At 69.7% G+C, this 14,630-nt stretch carries 14 protein-coding genes; 4 read left to right on the forward strand and 10 right to left on the reverse strand.

Going from position 1 to position 14,630, the window contains the following annotated elements; all coding sequences use genetic code 11:
- Positions 1-50: 50 nt before the first annotated feature.
- The 6 genes from PSH03_RS00850 to PSH03_RS00875 all read right to left on the reverse strand — a co-directional run bounded on the left by PSH03_RS00850 (position 51) and on the right by PSH03_RS00875 (position 6,811).
- Positions 51-1,319: an LCP family protein gene (locus PSH03_RS00850; protein WP_210782736.1), complete on the reverse strand. Its 1,269-nt coding sequence runs from the start codon at positions 1,317-1,319 to the stop codon at positions 51-53.
- A gap of 159 nt (positions 1,320-1,478) precedes the next feature.
- A complete protein-coding gene (locus PSH03_RS00855) occupies positions 1,479-2,705 on the reverse strand; it encodes an LCP family protein (RefSeq protein ID WP_238687955.1) in 1,227 nt (408 codons plus the stop codon).
- Positions 2,706-2,781: 76 nt separating this feature from the next.
- The gene (locus PSH03_RS00860) at positions 2,782-3,759 is read right to left on the reverse strand and encodes an NAD-dependent epimerase/dehydratase family protein (RefSeq protein WP_210782732.1); all 978 of its coding nucleotides are present in this window, start codon (positions 3,757-3,759) and stop codon (positions 2,782-2,784) included.
- Positions 3,760-3,848: 89 nt separating this feature from the next.
- Positions 3,849-5,540: a monocarboxylic acid transporter gene (locus PSH03_RS00865; RefSeq protein WP_210782730.1), complete on the reverse strand. Its 1,692-nt coding sequence runs from the start codon at positions 5,538-5,540 to the stop codon at positions 3,849-3,851.
- Positions 5,518-5,883, reverse strand: a complete 366-nt coding sequence (locus PSH03_RS00870) for a DUF485 domain-containing protein (protein ID WP_088950720.1) — start codon at positions 5,881-5,883, stop codon at positions 5,518-5,520. The genes PSH03_RS00865 and PSH03_RS00870 overlap by 23 nt, the downstream gene beginning before the upstream one ends.
- Positions 5,884-6,058: 175 nt before the next feature.
- A complete protein-coding gene (locus tag PSH03_RS00875) occupies positions 6,059-6,811 on the reverse strand; it encodes a flavin reductase family protein (RefSeq protein ID WP_210782772.1) in 753 nt (250 codons plus the stop codon).
- A 589-nt stretch (positions 6,812-7,400) separates the two neighbouring features.
- On the opposite strand from PSH03_RS00875, the gene PSH03_RS00880 reads away from it, so the two are divergent.
- Positions 7,401-8,186 (forward strand): helix-turn-helix domain-containing protein, encoded by a 786-nt coding sequence (locus tag PSH03_RS00880; protein ID WP_238687956.1) that lies wholly within the window; start codon positions 7,401-7,403, stop codon positions 8,184-8,186.
- Positions 8,183-8,389, forward strand: a complete 207-nt coding sequence (locus tag PSH03_RS00885) for a DUF397 domain-containing protein (protein ID WP_238687957.1) — start codon at positions 8,183-8,185, stop codon at positions 8,387-8,389. Before PSH03_RS00880 ends, PSH03_RS00885 begins: the two co-directional genes overlap by 4 nt.
- Here PSH03_RS00885 and PSH03_RS00890 read toward each other — a convergent pair.
- Entirely contained in the window at positions 8,386-10,089 is a 1,704-nt protein-coding gene (locus PSH03_RS00890; RefSeq protein WP_372494695.1) for an ABC transporter permease, read from the reverse strand. The two genes, PSH03_RS00885 and PSH03_RS00890, sit on opposite strands and share 4 nt — an antisense overlap.
- A complete protein-coding gene (locus PSH03_RS00895) occupies positions 10,074-10,838 on the reverse strand; it encodes an ABC transporter ATP-binding protein (RefSeq protein ID WP_091396824.1) in 765 nt (254 codons plus the stop codon). The genes PSH03_RS00890 and PSH03_RS00895 overlap by 16 nt, the downstream gene beginning before the upstream one ends.
- Before the next feature lie 285 nt (positions 10,839-11,123).
- On the opposite strand from PSH03_RS00895, the gene PSH03_RS00900 reads away from it, so the two are divergent.
- Together PSH03_RS00900 and PSH03_RS00905 are read left to right on the forward strand one after the other, a co-directional pair.
- On the forward strand, positions 11,124-11,624 hold the full coding sequence (locus PSH03_RS00900; protein ID WP_210782724.1) for a SigE family RNA polymerase sigma factor: 501 nt from the start codon (positions 11,124-11,126) through the stop codon (positions 11,622-11,624).
- Positions 11,617-12,471, forward strand: a complete 855-nt coding sequence (locus tag PSH03_RS00905; RefSeq protein ID WP_238687958.1) for a hypothetical protein — start codon at positions 11,617-11,619, stop codon at positions 12,469-12,471. Before PSH03_RS00900 ends, PSH03_RS00905 begins: the two co-directional genes overlap by 8 nt.
- A gap of 100 nt (positions 12,472-12,571) precedes the next feature.
- On the opposite strand, the gene PSH03_RS00910 is transcribed toward PSH03_RS00905, so the two are convergent.
- Positions 12,572-14,215, reverse strand: a complete 1,644-nt coding sequence (locus PSH03_RS00910) for a sodium/solute symporter (RefSeq protein ID WP_210782720.1) — start codon at positions 14,213-14,215, stop codon at positions 12,572-12,574.
- Entirely contained in the window at positions 14,216-14,629 is a 414-nt protein-coding gene (locus PSH03_RS00915) for a DUF485 domain-containing protein (RefSeq protein WP_238687560.1), read from the reverse strand. It abuts the gene before it with no gap.
- Between the last annotated feature and the right edge of the window lies 1 nt (position 14,630).

The raw sequence follows: 14,630 nt of genomic DNA on the forward strand, positions 1-14,630 counted from the left end.
GGCTACGGGCGGTGAGGAGGTCGTCGCTGGCTTTCCGCGACTCCCGGCCCTCACTTGCGGGTGGAGATCACCTCGGGGTGGGTGAAGACGAATTCGGCGAGCTTGTCCTGCTTGACCGCCTGGAACATGGCCATCGTCTCTTCGCTCAAGCCCTCGGTGTTGTTGTCGTTGGCGTTGAAGGTGCCATTGTTGGTCTTGAGCATGGTCAGCTCGTTGCCGGTGACCCCGCGCATGGTGAAGATGAAGTCCTCGATCGGCACGCCGCCGGTGTCCAGCACGAACGCCTTGCCCGCCGCCTTGATCAGGTTGTTCATCTTGGCCGGGTTGGACAACATCCCGCCCTCGGTGGCCTTCTTCGCCATCGCCTTGATCAGCTGCTGCTGGTTGGCCTGCCGGTCGTAGTCGCCGTTCTTGAGGGACTTGCGCTGCCGGGAGTAGTCCAGCGCGGCCCAACCCTCCATCTCCTGGCAGCCCTTCTTGTGCACCACCGGGGTCCGCTGCTTGCCGGTCTTCTTGGCGTCCGCGTTCCACATCGGCTTGCCGTCGACGTACGACATGTGCAGCGACTTGACCTCCTGGCTGACGCAGATCCGCACCGTGCCCAGGGTGTCGATGACGTTCTTGAAGCCACCGAAGTTGATGATCGCCGCGCCGTCGAAGCTGATCCCGGTGAGGCGCTTGATCGTCTGGGCCATCAGCTGGGCGCCACCCTCCCAGCCGCCACCGTTGGCGGCACCGGCCTGGAACGCGGCGTTGATCTTTCCGGAGCCGCCGCCGTAGCCGCTCTTCTTGAACGCCGGGATCTGCGCCTCGGTGTCCCGCGGGATCGAGATCAGGTACGCCTGGTCGTGCGTGGCCGGAATGTGCAGGACGATGATGCTGTCGGAGCGGACGTCGTCGGCGGCCCAGCGCTCCCGCGCGTCCACGCCGAGCAGCAGCATGTCGATCGGGCCGTCCAGGCTCGCACCGCCCTCGGCGTCGGACTTGCCGGCGTCACCCAGCAGGTTGCCCTTCGCGATGCCGCCGGTCGCCTGCCCGATCAACGCCTTGCTGCCGACGATGGCCACCCCGCTGCTCAGCATCAGCACGGCACCGAAGACGACGGTCAGCCTGGCCCAGAGCGGGTCCTTGCGCTTGGTCCGCTTCTTCGACCCACCACCACCCGGGCGGTCGCCACCGCCACCACCGCCGCTGCCGGGCGGACGCGAGCCCGGCCCGCCGCCCGAGGGGCGTGCCTGCGCGGGTATGGCCGCAGCGACTCGACCGCTGGGGGCGGCGGACCCGGAGGAAGAAGGGCGACGACTGGCCTGAACCGGCATGCGTGCTCCAGCTCGTGATCAGGAGGGGGCGGCACCACTGTACGTACATCAAATCGACTTGGCGAGTTCATCCCGGGTCAATCCGGACGTCGAATTTCGCAGACTCAGTCGATCGTCGCTGCTCGATGACCCGAACGGCTGGTGCCAGCCGGGCCACGGTCAGCCGCCGTCGTTGCTCTTCGGCGGGTTCGCCTTGACCCAGTCGGCCATCGTGTCTCCGGACATGGCCTGGTACATCGCGAGCGCCTTCTCCCGGTCCGACACCACCACCGACTCGCCGTTGATGGTGTCGCTGCCCGAGTTCGGGCTGGTCACAAAGGTGAGGTTCTGGCCGCGCAGGTTACGGAACTGCAGCGCCATGTCTGTAACCGAGAAAGTCTGGTCGACGGTTACGGCCGCGGTCACCGACTTGAGGAAATCGTTGAGCTTCTTCGGGTTCGCCAGCGTGCCGGTGCTGGCCGCCTTGTCCATCAGTGCCCGAAGGAACTCCTGCTGGTGCCGCATCCGGGCGAAGTCCCCGTCCGGGAACTGCTTGCGTTGCCGGATCCAGTCCAGCGCCTCCGCGCCGTCCATGTGGTTGGTGCCCTTGGTGAAGGTCCGGTACGGCTTGTGGATCGAGGTGATGGTGCGCTCCACCTTCAGGTCCACCCCGCCGAGAGCGTCGGTGACCTCCTTGAAACCGCCGAAGTCGATAGCCATCACGTGGTCGATCCGAACGTCGGTGAAGCACTCCACGGTGCGTACCGCCAGCGGCAGCCCACCGAACGCGAACGCTGCGTTGATCTTCGCGCGCGAACCGGAGCCGCAGTCCGCGCCGGCGCTCTCCGGGATCGGCACGTACAGGTCCCGGGGGATGGAGACCAGGTAGGCCTCCTGGTGATCGGCCGGAATGTGCATGACGATGATCGTGTCGGCGCGCCACTGACTCTTGCTGTCGACCGGCGCGTCCGGGTCCCGTGAGTCGCTGCCGACCAGCAGGATGTTCAGCGCACCGTCGACGGTCTTGGCGGGCCGACCACCGGTGATCTCCGAGAACGGGTCGGTGCGGGCCAGGTCACTGTTGAGGTTGCGGGCGTACAACCAGGCGCCGACGCTGCCGAGCAGCGCCAGCACCAGCACCGCGGCCCCGGCCACCAGGGCGATCCGACCCCAACGCGGTCGCGGGCCGCGCCGCCCCGACCCGCCGGTGCCACCCGGCCCACCGGGCCCGGTGGGCCCCGCCGGGCCGCCGGACCGAGGCTGCTCCTCGTCGTACGACGGGTAGAAGCGCGCCTCGGTCGGACGGGCGCGCCCGGAGGCGCCCCGATCGGGGCCGGGCACCGATGCGCGCCCGGCGCTGCGGTGCAGGTACGGATGCGGGTCACCGGCTGACGAGGTCGCGGACATGTAACTCAGGGTACGTAGCGGGAGCCACTGCCGCCTTCAGGCGACACTCAGCGGCAGGCGGTACGCGAAGATCTGGTTACCCTAGCCGCGACCGGAAGTACTCGATCGTGCGTCGCAGGCCATCTTCGGGCGCGACCGACGGCTCGTATCCGAGCAGTTCACGAGCGAGCGTGAGATCCGGTCGACGCATCTCCGGGTCGTCCGAGCTGCGGGTGACATAGGTCACCTTCGAGGTGCTGTCGGAGAGCGACACGATCAACTCGGCGAGTTGCCGCATTGTCAGCTCGTGCTCGGTGCCGCAGTTGACCGGGCCCGTCTCGGTCGAGTCGAGCAGCAGCAGGATGCCGCGCACCAGATCCTCGACGAAGCAGATGGACCGGGTCTGGTTACCAGTGCCGTGCACGGTGATCGGCTCGCCACGCAGCGCCTGGGAGATGAAGGTGGGGATGGCGCGGCCGTCGTCCGGGCGCATCCGCGGGCCGTACGTGTTGAAGATCCGGACGATCGCCGCGTCGAGCCCCCGGTAGCGGTGGTACGCCATCGTCGCGGCCTCGGAGAAGCGCTTGGCCTCGTCGTAGACGCTGCGGACCCCGATCGGGTTGACGTTGCCCCAGTAGGTCTCCCGCTGCGGGTGTTCCTTCGGATCTCCGTACGCCTCGGAGGTGGAGGCCATCAGGAACCGGGCGCCGTCGGCGGCCGCGCGCTCCAGCAGGTGCAGGGTGCCGACCGAGCCGACCCGGAGGATCTCCACCGGCAACTGGGCGAAGTCGGTGGGGCTGGCCGGAGAGGCCATGTGCAGGATCGCGTCGAACCGCTCGGCCAGCGCCGGGTGGTGGGTCGGCAGACCGTCGGAGATGTCCGCCTCGACGAGGGTGAAGGTCGGCCGATCCAGCAGGTGGGCGACGTTCTCCTTGGAGCCGGTCACGAAGTTGTCCAGCGCCACCACCGTGCAGCCTCGGGCGATCAGGGCGTCCACCAGGTGTGACGGGACGAAGCCAGCTCCGCCGGTGACGAGGACGCGGTGATCGGAACCAAACCGCTCAGCAACCTTCATGCGGCTCAGCCTACCGACCGCCGAATTCGCGGAAGGGGTCCCCTGTTGACGTCGCACGTCAACAGGGAACCCCTCGACAGGTGCCGCGATCAGTGGGCGCCAGAGCCGGTCAGGGCGCGCACCTCCAGCTCCGCGTACTTGTCCTCGTCGTGCTCCTTGGAGATGACAGTGCCGATCCACCCGCAGAGGAAACCGAACGGGATGGAGAGGATGCCCGGGTTGGACAGCGGGAACCACTGCCAGTCGTGGTTCGGGAACATCGAGGTCGCCGCACCGGAGACCACCGGCGAGAAGAACACCAGCAGCACGGCCGAGAGCAGCCCGCCGTAGATCGCCCACACCGCGCCGGAGGTGTTGAACCGCCGCCAGAAGAGGCTGTAGAGGATCGCCGGCAGGTTGCCCGAGGCGGCGACCGCGAAGGCCAGCGCCACCAGGAACGCCACGTTGAGGTTCTGCGCGTAGATCGACAGGGCGATCGACACCGCGCCGATCCCCAGGGCGGAGATCCGGGCGACCCGCACCTCCTGCCGCTCCGACGCCTCACCCTTCTTCAGCACGTTCGCGTAGAAGTCGTGCGCCAGGCTGGACGACGAGGCCAGCGTCAACCCGGCGACCACCGCGAGGATGGTGGCGAAGGCGACCGCCGCGATGATCGCCAGCAGGGCTGCCCCGCCCAGTTCGCCGCCGAAGAAGTCGATGCCGAGCGCTTCGGCCAGCTGCGGCGCGGCGGTGTTGCCGGCCTTGTCCTGTGCCGTGATCGCCTGGCTGCCGACCAGCGCCGCCGCACCGAAGCCGAGGGCCAGGGTGAGCAGGTAGAAGGTGCCGATGATGCCGATCGCCCAGAGCACGCTCTTACGGGCCGCCTTCGCGGTCGGCACCGTGTAGAAGCGGATCAGGATGTGCGGCAGACCGGCGGTGCCGAGCACCAGGGCGATGCCCAGGGACAGCAGGTCGACCTTGTTGTAGAACGTCTGCGTCGAGTTGCCGGCGACCTCGACGCCGTACCGGAGCCCGGGTTCGAGGAACGCGCTGCCCTTGCCGGACGCGGCGGCCGCCTGGCCGAGCAGCTCCGACAGGTTGAAGTTGAACTTCGCCAGCACCAGGATCGTCATCAACAGCGCGCCGCCCATGAGCAGGAACGCCTTGACGATCTGCACGTAGGTGGTGCCCTTCATGCCACCCACTGTCACGTAGATGATCATCAGCGTGCCGACCATGATGATGGTGGCCACCTTCGCGGTGTCCGCGTCCATGCCGAGGAAGGTCGTCCCCGGCCGGATGCCGAGCAGCAGCGCGACCAGCGCGCCTGCGCCGACCATCTGGGCGAGCAGGTAGAAGATCGACACCGTGATGGTGGAGACCGCCGCCGCCGTACGCACCGGACGCTGACGCATCCGGAAGGCCAGCACGTCCGCCATCGTGTACCGGCCCGAGTTCCGCAGCAGCTCCGCGACCAGCAGCAGGGCCACCAGCCAGGCGACCAGGAAGCCGATCGAGTAGAGGAAGCCGTCGTAGCCGTAGAGCGCGATGATGCCGGCGATGCCGAGGAACGAGGCGGCCGACATGTAGTCGCCGCCGATCGCCATGCCGTTCTGGAAGCCGGAGAAGGACCGGCCGCCGGCGTAGAAGTCGGTCGCCGTCTTGGTCTGCCGGCTGGCCCAGATGGTGATGCCCAGGGTCACCGCCACGAAGACCAGGAACAGCGTGATGGTCAGGTTGCGGGCGGTGTGATCGCCCGCCTCAGCCGCGAGGAACGTCTCAACCGCGTGAACCGTCTTCACGGGTCACCTCCCCGATCTCGGCGCGGATCCGGTCCGCGATGGGGTCGATCTTCCGGTCCGCGTACCGGGAGTAGAGCCAGGCGATCAGGAACGTGGAGACGAACTGGAGCAGGCCGAAGACCAGTGCGACGTTGATGTTGCTGCCGAACAGCTTCGTGCCCATGAAGTCCCGGGCGTACGCGGAGAGAATGACGTAGAGCGCATACCACAGGAAGAACGCGACGGTCATCGGGAAGACGAAGCCGCGCAGCGCACGCCGCAGCCCGGCGAACTCGTCCGACCGTTGTACGGCCAGGTACTTGTCCGACTGGGAAGCGGCCGGAGCGGGTGTGTCCGTGGACATCTGTGGATCACCACCTTCACAGGCGTCAGAGGAGTTTCGCGCACCGTAAAGAGCGCACTCCCCGGCAGGGAAGGCTGAGATCGACGCCGGTCGGCGAGTGCGCCGAGCGGTTGGCTGGCTGCGCCAAGTGACTCAGGTCACTGCGATGATCGGTCGCCCGTGGCGAAGGGTCCGTTCAGGTCGGCAGCTCGTGGTAGCGACCTCGGTAGTGCAGCAGCGGGGTGGCCTCATCGGCCAGGTCGACCGCCTCGATCGTGGCCTCGACCAGCAGGCCCCAGCCGTACTCCCGGGCGGTGTCCAGCCGGCATCCGACCCAGCCGCCGGCGTCCGCCGGAACCGGCCCGTACGGCGTCTCGTTCCACGCGCCGGTGGCGAAGAGCCCGCCCGGGGCGGGGAAGAGGCCGGCGAACCGGTCGGCGAGCTGCCGGTGCGGCGGGCCGAGCGGTGTGACAGCGAACCGACCCGACTCCTCGACGGCCGCCCAGAGGTCGGACTCCGCATCGATCAGCCCGAGCAGCCGGTCCGGTTCCCCCTCAGCCACCAGGGTGGACGAGACGGTCAGCCCGGCCGGACCGGGCGCCGTCCAGAGGGTCACCGGTGCGGCGAGGCGACCACGCAGCCGGCGTACCGGCGACCGTTGCCCGGTCGGCACCGCGAACGGATCGGTGTGGTGGATCTCGGCACCCGGCTCATGATTCACGTGAAACATTGTGCCGCCCCGACCCCTCGCCCAACCAAGGAAGCGCTCGTGCAGATCGGCGGGTCGTCCGCCGAGCCGGGCGAGCTGATCACCGGCCTCCGCCATCATCGTGGCCAGGTAGACCAGCAGCCCCACGCGGTCGTCTCGGTACTCAGCGAGCAGTGCCAGCCGCGCCGGCTGACACGGCCAGTGCGCGCCGCAGCCCCGACACCGCCACAGCGGCCGCATCGGCACGTGTGGCCGGCTCACCAGCCGGGCCCGGTCTTCGCGATCGGCCGACCCCGTACGGTGGTCGAAGGGTCTCTCCGGTTTGAGCGATATACCTCTGAGGCATAAATATGACTCAGAGGTATATCGCTTGTGGTGGCGTGGCGCTCCCGGCCGGCGCAGCTCACCAGCGGCCACCGTTCGCGCGCCAGGTTTGCGCCGGGGTCAGCCAACCGGCCCGGCCTGGTCGCGGCAGGGCCACCGTCGGCCCGTTCGCCCACGCGGGTGGTTGATTCGGCGGGCCTACCGACCGCTCCGATCCGGTCGCGCCCGGCACGGCCTCCGGTGCCGCAACCTTCCTTCTCCGGTACGACCACCGCACCCCGTTCCCGCCACGGATGAACCCGAACAAGGCTGATCTCCTCCCAGTCGACGAGGGCCGCCCCGATCGGGGGATGACCGGGGCGGCCCGAACGCAGGACCCAGTCGCCGGGACGTCGCCTCCACCGGCCGGGCCGCGTGCTATCCACCCTGGACTGAGCGGCGCGGACAGGGGAGGATGCCAGGGCTTACTACACAGCGCAGTCACGTACTTACCGGAGAGGTAAGGATGAACGTCGAGATGTGGGTGCGGGCGTTGAAGGCCGCCCGAGCCGGTGCCGAGGTGTCCCAGGAGGCGCTGGCTACGCTGACCAAGTGGAGTCCATCCACGGTGGCCGCCATCGAGACCGGCCGACGTCGGCCGACAATGGAGTTCGCGGTCGCCGCCGACGAGGCCCTAGCCACCGGCGGCCTCCTCGCCGAACTGTTGCGGGCCGCCGATCGGCAGCGGCTACCGACCTGGTTCGTTCCGTGGCGCAACCATGAGGAGCAGGCGATCCGGCTCTGCGAGTTCGAGCCGTGCCTGATTCCGGGGCTCCTGCAAACCGAGGACTATGCCCGCGCGGTCATTTCCGCTGGTGGCCTGAATCCGATCAAGTTGGTGGACGAGTTGGTCACGGTCCGGATGGATCGACAGCAGTTGTGGCAGCGGGCAGAGTCGCCGCAATGTGTCTTCGTCCTGGACGAGACGGCTCTACGCCGCCCGATCGGCGGACCGGCGGTACTGGACGCGCAGCTTGCTCGGCTGATGGAATTCGCCGCCATGCCGAACGTCAGACTGCACGTCGTGCCCCTCGATGCCGGAGCCCATGTCGGACTGACAGGCGGATTTCTGCTCGCTGAGCTGCCCGACGGTGAACGGGTCACCTATGTCGAGGACGTGGCTCGCGGACATGTCATCGACGACCCGGACGTCGTGCGTCTGATTGGTCGGAAATGGGATAGCCTGCTGGGCGAGGCACTGTCCACAAGCGCCTCGCTGGATCTGATCCGGAAGCTGAAGGTGACGCCATGACCGTTCCTCAACCCCACTGGCGGACGTCGACCAGGTCCGGCGACACGGGTGGTGCCTGTGTCGAGGTGGCGGACAATCTGCCCGGCGTCGTTCTGGTCCGGGACAGCAAGGATCGCTCCGGCCCGACCCTCAGCTTCGCGCCGGCCGCTTGGCGTGGCTTCATCGCCGACGCTGCCCAGGATCCCAGCCGACGCGCTGACTAGCGGCGCGGGGTGACAGTGGCCAGCAGCTCCGGCTGGCGGCGGTCCAGCACGTCGCCGGCCAGGTACGCGCCCAGCAGCGCCGCGCCCAGCCCGTACGCGGCGCCGACCGGCAGGGCCAACCAGAGCCACGCGTCACCGAGCAGCGCGGCGGCCACCACCATCGGCACCGCGGCGACCACCGAGGCGAGCATGGCCAGCAGGGTGAGCAGCCCCTTCGCCAGGCCCGCACCGCTGTTCATGGCGAACGGGTTGCTCGTCTCCGGCAGTGAGTACGCCCCGAGCACCGAGATCAGACTGTTCACCGCCAGCCCGGCGCCGTAGGTGGCGACCAGACCGCCGATGGTGAGGCCGATCCACTCCGGTCGGCTGAGCAGAAACGACAACACCACAGCGACGACGCCCAACATCGGCAGCACGTACAGCGAGAAAGCCGTCATCCGGGCCCGCAACTCGACCCGGCCGGGCACCCCGGCCACCACGTTCGCCGCGTACGCGCTGCCGTCGAAGCCGAACTGGTTGGCCAGGGTGACGGCGGCGAGCACGCCCACGAGGACCATGGAGATGGTGACCACCACCGGTGAGCTGTCGCTGGCAGCCGCCGTGAACCCGGCGCCGTCATCGAACGCGAAGTCCCCGCCCGTAACGTTGATCAACACCGGTACGAAGATGCCGACCACCGCGATCGTGATCAGGTTGGCCCGGCGGCGCGCGTCCCGCCACCAGTAGCGGGCCTCCCGGGCGACCAGGGCACCGAACCGGTCCCGGCCGGCCCAGGCGGCGACCCGGGGAAACAGTTGGGCGACCGCGCCGCCGGTGACCCCGCGCCGCACCGGGGCCTTACCGGCGCTCGCCGCACCCACCATCGCCGACTCGATCGACCGGGACCACCAGGCCAGCAGGGCGCCGAGCGCCACCACGGTGATCAGCAACTTGACCGGCGCCGCCCACACCCGCCCCTGGGCCACGTCGATGCCGACGGTCCATGGAGCGCCCAACGGCGTCCAACCGATCACGGTCGCCACGCCGGCCAACCGGGTCCAGTCCGCCTCGCGCAGCGCGGCGAGGCCGAAGACCTGCAACGGGCCGAGCAGCGCGGCCGTCACCGCCAGCAGCACGGCCGCCAGGTCGCGGACCCGTCGGGACCGCAACATGGTCGCGAAGGCGCTGGTCACCGCCCGGCTGGCGGCCACACAGAGCAGCAACCCGGCGAGCACACCCACGACGGCGACCAACCCCGCCGACCAGCCACCCAACGACCATGAGGTCAGCACCAGCCCGAACGACGCGATGAGCACCGCCAGCACCGGCACGCTGATCAGGGCCGCCACGAACAGGCCGGTCACCAGTGTGCGCCGGGGCAGCGGCAGCAGCGCGAACCGGGCCGGGTCCAGTGTTTCGTCCACACCGAAGAAGACCAGCGGCAGAAACAGCCAACCCAGCACCAGCAGCCCGCCACCGGCCGCCGCGATCAGCACCGCGTACCGGCCGTTGCCGGTCAGGCCCGGCGCGGCGAAGAGGAAGAACCCGGCGGCGGCGAACCAGAGCCCGAGCAGCGCGCCACCGACGAACAGGGCGATCCGCCAGCCCTGACCCCGAAAGTTGTTGCCCATCACCCGCAGCTTGAGCCGCACGAAGTGGCGAGCGGAGACAGCGCGTACGGGCGCGGCGGGGGTGGCGTCCGCGCTCACTGGGAGAGCCACGACAGCTCCTCGCCGGTCGCGGTGCGCCCGCCGACCACCTCGACGAAGACCTGCTCCAACGAGCGCCCGCCGCGGACCTCGTCGATGGTCCCGACCCGCTTGATGGTGCCGCCGGCCAGGATCGCCACGTGCGAGCAGAGCCGCTCGACGACCTCCATGACGTGACTGGAGAAGACCACGGTGCCACCGCCGGCCGCGTACCGGGTGAGGATGTCTCGGATCAGTGCTGCGGAGACCGGGTCGACCGCCTCGAACGGCTCGTCCAACACCAGCACCCGGGGGCCGTGCAGCAGCGCGCAGGCCAGACCGATCTTCTTCTTCATGCCCGCCGAGTAGTCCACCACCAGCGTGCGACCGGCGTCGCCGAGCGCCAACACGTCCAGCAGCTCGGCTGCCCGCTGGTCGACCACCGCCGGGTCCATCCCCCGCAACAACCCGTTGTACGCCAGCAGCTCCGCGCCGGTGAGTCGGTCGAACAACCGGACCCCGTCGGGCATCACACCGAGCAGCCGCTTGGCGGTGACCGGGTCCTGCCAGACGTCGTGCCCGAGCACCCAGGCCGAGCCGGCGTCCGGTCGCAACAGCCCGACCGCCATCGACAGGGTGGTCGTCTTGCCGGCGCCGTTCGGGCCGAGCAGGCCGTAGAAGGAGCCGGCGGGGACGTCCAGGTCGACGCCGGCCACCGCGATCGTGCCGTCGAACCGTTTGGCCAGGCCACGCAGTGCGAGCGCGGGGTGCTCAACAGTCATGCGCCGACGTTATCCGTCGATCGCCAGTTCCGCCGTCCGGCGACGGGCGGACCCGCGATCATCCCCGAGGCGGACGATGAGTGCGCCGATCTTGCAGCTTCTGTTGTCGAGATGGGGTGTTATGAGCCTTGTGTCGGGACAGAAAGTGCAAGATCGCGAAACGAGCTCGGTGTCGTGTTCGGCAGCCTCGTTCCGGCCGACACCCACTCTCCGTGCGCCCTCTGATGCAACCGGCCGTCGTGCCGGCGGGTGACAGTGGCAGAAGCGACAACGGGGGAGGGGACGTTGGACAGAGACGACGGCTTCGAGGAGTTCTATCGAGCCACCAGACACCGGGTCGTCACCGTGCTGTACGCCCTCGGTGGCGACATCCATGAGGCGCAGGACGCCGCACAGGAGGCGTACGTGCGGGCCTGGCAGCGCTGGCAGCGCATCGGCGAGTACGACGATCCGGAGGCGTGGGTGCGCGGCGTGGGGCACCGCCTCCTCATCAACCGATGGCGCAAGATCCGCAACGGCATCCGCGCGAACCGGCGGCACGGCCCGGCCACTGCCGTGGGACCACCCTCGGAGAACACCGTCGCGCTGGTCGCGGCGTTACGTCGACTGCCGCTGGAACAACGCGAGGCGATCGTCCTGCACTATTTGGCGGACCTCTCGGTCGCTGACATCGCGACTCAGATCGGTGTACCGCTCGGCACCGTCAAGGCCCGGCTCTCCCGGGGCCGCCAGGCCATGGCCCCCATGCTCGGCACCACCCTCCCCGAGGAGGTCAGCAATGCCTGATCAGTTCTTCACCGACATCTACCGCGACACCGAGCACCTGAGCTGGGCCCCGACCGCACAGGTGCGGGAGCGCGGCCGGCGGCGGACCCGTCAGACGAGGATCGCGGCGGCGCTCGCCGCGGTGGTGGCGGTGGCCCTGGTGGCCACCGGCGCGGTGGCGCTGGCCGGTGGCCGGGAGGGCGCGCCGACGCCGGTGCTGCCGGCGACCGGATCACCCACCCCGACACCCACGCCGTCGGCCACCTCGGCGGCACCTCGGCCGTCGACGACCAGCACCACTCCCCCCGCACCGCCATCGAGCCCGTCACGTACCAGTGGTCGGCCGTCGGCCGGTTCCACCAACCCGGCGATTCCGGCCGCAGCCATGCTGCGGCTCGCGGATCTGCCCGCCGGCTTCACGATGGCAGAGGACGACATCGACGGCGACTGGAGCCTGGAGTCAGTGTCGATCTACTGTCGCGAAGCGCCGTCGGGGACGTCCACGGCCAGGCTCGCCCAGCGAACCGTGTCGTTCGACTCGCCGACCGACAGGATGATCCAACGCGTCGTCCGCTTCTCGATTCGCGATGCTGCCCGTGAGATGGACGCGGTCCGCGCACTTTTCACCGACTGCAAACCCAGGGGGGCGACCAGTTCGATGTCGGTCCTGGCCGATGGGCTGGGGGCCGGTGACGAGTCAGTGCTGGTGGGCTCGGACATCGAGGGCGTGCGGAGCCGCTGGCTCGTCGTGCGGCAGGGCGACCTGGTGGCACAGGTCGCGTTGGACATGGACACCACGCCGAAGGAGGCGCTGCGGTACGCCCGCCCGGTGGCGCAGCGGCTCTGCGCCGGCACTGACACCTGTTGACCAGGTCGCGAGCCCCGGAGTCACCTCTGCCATGGCGAAGGTGGGTCCGGGGCGAAGGCGATGGCGGTGATCGTGACCGAGCGCATCGCGGCAGCGGGGATCACTGCATCCGCAGGGCTTCCGGGGTGTGTAGGCGGAGCATGGTGGCGGCGACGTCGGCCGGGGCTCGCCGGCGGGTCGCCATCGACACGGCGACCATCACTGTGAAGGCCAGCGGCACCGTCCAGGCGGCCGGCTGCGCGATGAGCGTGGCCGGCCAGCCGGACAGCGGTGGGCCGAGCACTGTGACCAGCACCGCGCCGATCGCCGCGCCGCCGCCGGCCACCACGCCGGCGGTGGCGCCCACGTCGGTCAGCCCGCGCCACCAGATCCCGAGCACCAGCAGCGGGCAGAAGCTCGACGCGGCGACAGCGAAGGCCAGCCCGACGACCTGCGAGACGTCCAGCCCGGAGACGTGCAGCGCCAGCACCGCCGGCACACCACCGGCGATGACGGTGGCCAGCCGGAACCCGCGTACCGATCCCCGACCGAGCACGTCCGTCGAGATCACCCCGGCGACACTGGTCAGCAGGCCGGACGAGGTGGAGAGGAACGCCGCGAAGGCGCCCGCGGCGACCAGCGCGGCGAGGAGCCGCCCGGCCAGGCCGTCACCCAGGGCCGCTTCGGGTAGCAGCACCACCACCGCGTCGGTCTGGCCGCTGAGCAGCAACTGCGGGGTGTAGATCCGGCCGAGGACCCCGTACAGGGTGGGCAGCAGGTAGAACGCGCCGACCAACGCCAGCACGACCAGGGTGGTCCGACGGGCCGCCGCGCCGTCCGGATTGGTGTAGAAGCGCACCAGCACGTGCGGCAGGCCCATGGTGCCCAGGAAGGTGGCCAGGATCAGCGAGTACGTGGCGAACAGGCCCCGGTCGTCGTCACCGGCGGCGCTGGGCAGCAACCAGTCGTTGGCGTCGGTGGCCACCCCGGAGACGTCCGGCACCGGGTCACCGGCGGCGAACGTCAACTCGTCGCCGGGGCGTACCTCCCGGATGTCACCGTCGGGCAGGGTGAGGGTCGCGCGGTGCTCGACCACGACGGTGGTCGCGGCCCGGAACGTCGGCCCGTCGGGCGGGGTCACCGCCGGGCGGCCGTCGGCCTGCCACTGCAGGGCCAGGAAGATCACCGGTACGGCGAGAGCGGTCAGCTTGAGCCAGTACTGGAACGCCTGCACGAAGGTGATCGCGCGCATGCCGCCCAGCGCCACGTTCGCGGTGACCACGGCCGCCACCAGCAGGGCTCCGAGGGGGTACGGGGAGCCGGCCACCGTGGCCAGGGTCAGCCCGGCACCCTGGAGCTGCGGCACCAGGTACAGCCAACCGATGAAGATCACGAAGGCGGTGGCCAGGATGCGGAGTCGACGCGACCCCAGCCGCAGCTCGCAGAAGTCGGGCAGGGTGAACGCGCCGGAGCGGCGCAGTGGCGCGGCCACGAAGAGCAGCAGGGCCAGGTAGCCGGCGGCGAACCCGACCGGGTACCAGAGCACGTCCACGCCGTACTTGAGGACCAGCCCCGCGATGCCGAGGAAGCTCGCCGCCGACAGGTACTCCCCGCCGATGGCGGCGGCGTTCCAGGTCGGACTGATCGCCCTGGACGCCACCAGGAAGTCGGACGTGGTCCGGGCCATCCGCAGCCCGTAGAAGCCGATCCCGACGGTGACCAGGGTGACCGCGACGATGGCCGGGACCACGAAGTCGTTGCCCACTCAGCGCTCCGGCCGTTGCACCAGGTCGGTGAAGTCCTGCTCGTTGCGCTCGGCCAGCCGCACGTACGCCCAGCCCACCCCGATCAGGAACGGGAAGGAGGCCACCCCGAGCAGCAGCCACGGCAGGTTGACACCGGCGACTGTGGTCCGGCCGAGCGAGGGCGCGATCGCGAACAGCCAGGGCAGCCCGCCCAAACCGATGGCCACCACCAGGGACAGTCGCAACGCCAGCGCGAGTTGGGCCCGGACCAGGCCGCGGACCAGCGCCTCGCCGACCTGGGTCTGCTGGGCCAGCTCGGCGCGGGTCCGCTCGGCGCGGGTGTCCTGCCTGGTGATCTCGGCCAGCACGATCCGGGACCGCCGGGGCGGCGGTACCGCACCGCTCGACCCCACGTCGGGGAGTTGCTTGGCCACC

The sequence above is a fragment of the Micromonospora salmantinae genome (assembly GCF_022230905.1).
Lineage (GTDB): Bacteria > Actinomycetota > Actinomycetes > Mycobacteriales > Micromonosporaceae > Micromonospora > Micromonospora salmantinae.